Annotated in this window: 1 protein-coding gene; it reads right to left on the bottom strand. The window is 71.3% G+C overall.

The annotated features are described in order from the left end of the window. Nucleotides 1-549 precede the first annotated feature (549 nt). Nucleotides 550-1,659, bottom strand: a 1,110-nt coding sequence (locus tag GTW67_RS36660) for a catalase (RefSeq protein ID WP_161169022.1), incomplete at its 5' end; no start/stop codon positions are given.

Below are 1,659 nucleotides of genomic sequence, written 5' to 3'. Positions count from 1 at the left end.
CCCGCCCCCGAAGCCCACCCGCACCCGCACCGACACCGCCCGGTGCCACCCCGACACACGCAACCCCGCCGGACCGGTCCAGGGGCCCGGCACGTGAGGGCGCCGGTGCGGGTCCGCATCCGGCATGCAGACGTCCGGGCACGGAGAAGCGCCGGATGCGGGACCGTCCGCATCCGGCGCTTCTCGGCCCGGTGAGGGTTTCTGGGGCGGGGAGGGATTTCCGGGTGGTTCCCGTCCGACGGCGCGAGGCTGGGCGCGACAGGTCGTTCGCGCCGCCGGACGGAGTTCAGGGGGCCTCACGGCTCAAGCCGCCGGAGGCGAGTGGCTGGGACCGCGGCGGTTCACGACGGGACCGGGCGACTCCTCCCCTCAGGTCGTAGGAGGAGCTCCGGGCCCTTCACCACCGCACTGGCTCGCAGGCCGCCGCGGTCCTCGCCCTGCCCGCGCCTGCACCGGGCGGCCACCCCTCATCCGGGCCGTTCCGATGCCTGCGCGGGCCGCGCACACGGTCTTGACCTCCCCGTCAAGTCCCGTGGGCGAGCTGGTGGATCAGTCCTCGCGCAGGGCGCGGACCGCCTCCTCCACGCGCTTGCCGTACTCGACGTCGGCGGCGTGGAAGTGCGCGAGGTTCTTCTGGATCACGTCCTCGCGGGAGACCTGGGACAGGCCGCCGGCGATGGTGGCGATCAGGCGCTGCTTCGCGTCCTCGGACATCAGCCGGTACAGCTCACCGGCCTGGAAGAAGTGGTCGTCCTTGGTGTGCAGCGGCGCCTCGTGCGTGCCGGTGTGGCCGGAGACCGCCAGCGGCGCGGCCAGCGGACGGCCGGTCTCCACGGGGCCGTCGTACGAGTTCGGCTCGTAGTTCTTGGCGCCGCGGCCCTGGGAGTTGGCCGCCATGAGCCCGTCCCGGCCGTAGTTGTCCGCACCGCCGGGCACGGCCTTCGGCGCGTTCACCGCGAGCTGGGTGTGGTTGACGCCCAGCCGGTAGCGGTGCGCGTCCGCGTAGGCGAACAGGCGGCCCTGGAGCATCTTGTCGGGGGAGGGACCGATGCCCGGAACGAAGTTGTTCGGGGAGAACGCGGCCTGCTCGACCTCGGCGAAGACGTTGTCGGGGTTGCGGTTCAGCACCAGCCGGCCCACGCGCCGCAGCGGGTAGTCGGCGTGCGGCCACACCTTGGTCACGTCGAACGGGTTGAAGCGGTAGTTCGCCGCCTCGGCCACCGGCATGAGCTGCACGTGCAGCGTCCAGGACGGGAACACGCCCCGCTCGATCGCCTGCACGAGGTCCGTCTGGTGCGAGGTCGGGTCCTGGCCCGCCAGCTCCCCGGCCTCGTCGGCGGTCAGGGTGCGGATGCCCTGGTCCGTCTTGAAGTGGTACTTGACGAAGAAGGACTCGCCCTTGGCGTTCGTCCACTGGTAGGTGTGCGAGCCGAAGCCGTCCATGTGGCGGTACGACGCCGGGATGCCGCGGTCGCCCATCAGCCAGGTCACCTGGTGCGTGGCCTCGGGGGAGTGCGCCCAGAAGTCCCAGACGTTGTCCGGCTCCTGACGGCCCGTGAACGGGTCGCGCTTCTGCGAGTGGATGAAGTCGGGGAACTTGATCGGGTCCTTGATGAAGAACACCGGCGTGTTGTTGCCGACGAGGTCGTAGTTGCCCTC

The organism is Streptomyces sp. SID5910 (genome assembly GCF_009862125.1).
Taxonomy (GTDB): domain Bacteria; phylum Actinomycetota; class Actinomycetes; order Streptomycetales; family Streptomycetaceae; genus Streptomyces.
This window is presented reverse-complemented; position numbering and strand designations above follow the sequence as displayed.